The sequence below is a fragment of the Psychromonas algarum genome (assembly GCF_004376845.1).
GTDB lineage: Bacteria > Pseudomonadota > Gammaproteobacteria > Enterobacterales > Psychromonadaceae > Psychromonas.
In genome coordinates this window covers 1-2,361 of record NZ_SNUW01000032.1, presented here as the reverse complement: position 1 = coordinate 2,361, position 2,361 = coordinate 1, and the positions used below count along the sequence as shown (strand labels likewise).

3 protein-coding genes are annotated in these 2,361 nt (G+C 38.2%); all 3 read left to right on the top strand.

All coding sequences use genetic code 11. From position 1 onward, the window contains the following. Positions 1-138 precede the first annotated feature (138 nt). Positions 139-816, top strand: a complete 678-nt coding sequence (locus E2R68_RS13770) for an AAA family ATPase (protein ID WP_134278254.1) — start codon at positions 139-141, stop codon at positions 814-816. A 100-nt stretch (positions 817-916) separates the two neighbouring features. Beyond that, complete coding sequence (locus tag E2R68_RS13765) at positions 917-1,330, top strand: DUF3192 domain-containing protein (protein ID WP_134278253.1); 414 nt, start codon at positions 917-919, stop codon at positions 1,328-1,330. A gap of 288 nt (positions 1,331-1,618) precedes the next feature. Continuing rightward, positions 1,619-2,361, top strand: a 743-nt coding sequence (locus E2R68_RS13760; protein ID WP_134278252.1) for a transposase, incomplete at its 3' end; no start/stop codon positions are given.

Here is a 2,361-nt window from a genome sequence, read left to right as displayed (position 1 = left end):
AAGCTTTCTTGTATATAAAAACTGATGAATTTTAGCTATTTACTTATAAATTCTATGCATTAGCTTTTATTACCCAACTATTCCCATTAATTGACTTGGTGTGTGGATAACAGAAATAGCATATTAAGCATAATGTAAATGAATGGATGTCCGGGTTTACGAGACATATCAATCACTGGTGACGAAGAAATTCCAATTAATAAAAGAGGTAGTGGTGTTAAGCGGCTTGTGCTATTAAATTTCTTCCGTGCAGAAGCTGAAAGAAGAAAAACCGAAAACAATGTACCTGACATAATTTATGCAATTGAAGAGCCGGAAACATCACAACACCCTAGCCACCAGAGAAAGCTGATTGAAGCATTTATCGAGTTGTCAAAAGCAGATAATACTCAGGTTCTATTGACGACTCATAGTCCGTCTATTGTCAAAATGCTGCAGTTTGATCATCTAAAGCTTATAAAGAGTGAGCAATCTAAAGAAGTTGTTTCTGTGGAGAGAAACGAGCTTCCATATCCATCTTTGAACGAGGTTAATTTTTTGGCGTTCGGAGAGTCAAATGATGAATATCATAATGAGTTGTATGGATTTATTGAGAGTGAAGAGCTACTGGCTGACTACAAAGATGGAAAAGAGACAATTAAATATATAAGAATTAAGAGAAACGGAGACTTAATGTCTGAGCAAAAAATAGTCAGCGAGTACATCCGCCATCAGATTCATCATCCAGAAAATACTCATAATGCAAGATATACAGATGAGCAATTACAGGCGTCGATTAATGATATGAGGGTCTTTATTGAGGCTCGGGCGTTGTGATCGACAAAGCACCTAACAAGGCGCTTCTGCCGGACAAATTTTCCGCTGCGCTCCAAATTTGCCGCAGAGCGCGGCGTTATACGAAAATAGAGGAAATCAAATGAAAGTAATTTTAATATTAATATCTGCATTAATCATAGCAGGCTGCTCAGCTATGCAAATAGATGCTGGTATATCTAAATATGATACGGTTGCGGATCAAATCGAGCTAGGAATGACAAAACAGGAAGCGCTCGCCGTACTTAGCCCAACTCAAGAATCAATACCGAAGAGCAATAGAAAAAGACCTGAAAAATATATAAAAAATGATGTAAAAGTTGAAATATATTATATGAGGTCCGCACGACAACCTGATGGTTTAACCACTGATGATGAGTTTACCCCTTATTTATTTAACGACGGCAAACTGGTCGGTATCGGTTGGCAGGTTTTGGGCGGCCCTAAAACTCAAGGGCAAGCAACTTCAGATACCTATATAAACAACAGCAATACTAATACAACTGTTATCTACTAGCATGGTAGCAACGTATAACAAGTTGGTTAACAGGACACATACTGCTTCACAACTTTGTGTGTATTCGCTACGCTCATTATTACACACAAAATTACTACGCAGCATGGTCCTGTTACCAAAGCGTTGAGGCTGTAGAATTTCTCCTAAAAGAGCGTTTATCGCTCTTTTTTCAATTATGTCTTATTGTACAAATAAAAAAGTAGCGGACACCCATCTACTTTGAGTTAATTTAAAACGTAAACTATCTTTTAAAAGTGGCTTATTTCAGCATATTGGAGGTAGTTTGCTATGACTCAATCTCGCCAATCGCAAGTATCGTTATCTGATACACCTTATTACCATTGTATTTCTCGCTGTGTTCGCCGTGCTTACTTATGTGGAGAAGATAAATACACACAAAAATCTTTTGAGCATAGGCGTCAATGGGTGGTTGAGCGAATGCATTACCTTGCTTCGCTGTTTAGTATTGATATTTGTGCTTACGCTATTATGTCCAATCATTACCATCTGGTGTTACATGTGGATGAAGCATTCAATAACAATCTAAACCATGAGGAAGTTTGTGAACGTTGGTGTCAGTTGTATTCCAAGCCTGTATTAGTTGAGCGTTGGCAATCAGGGCAAACAATATCAGAAGCAGAAAATAAAGCAGCATTGGCTATTATTGAACATTGGCGGAGTCGACTCGCTGATATTTCATGGTTTATGCGTTGTTTAAACGAGTTCATTGCACGTAAAGCCAATAAAGAAGATGAGTGCTTTGGTCGTTTTTGGGAAGGACGATTCAAGTCTCAAGCACTACTTGATGAAGATGCGTTACTCACTTGCATGGCTTACGTTGATTTGAATCCTGTACGAGCAAAAATGAGTGACAGTGTTGAAACGTCTGAATATACCTCCGCTTATGAGCGCATTCATGGTGTGGCTCAGCAGAAAGAAAAACCACTGGAATATGCTTTTACTAAAAAACCTTTATTTGGTTTCGTGGGGGATGAAAACAAACAATCAACCGAAGGTATTCCATTTTCACT

Excerpts from the sequence above, each read along its gene's own strand:
- E2R68_RS13770 (WP_134278254.1), top strand. The coding sequence starts at position 139 with ATGAATGGATGTCCGGGTTTACGAGACATATCAATCACTGGTGACGAA.
- E2R68_RS13765 (WP_134278253.1), top strand. The coding sequence starts at position 917 with ATGAAAGTAATTTTAATATTAATATCTGCATTAATCATAGCAGGCTGC.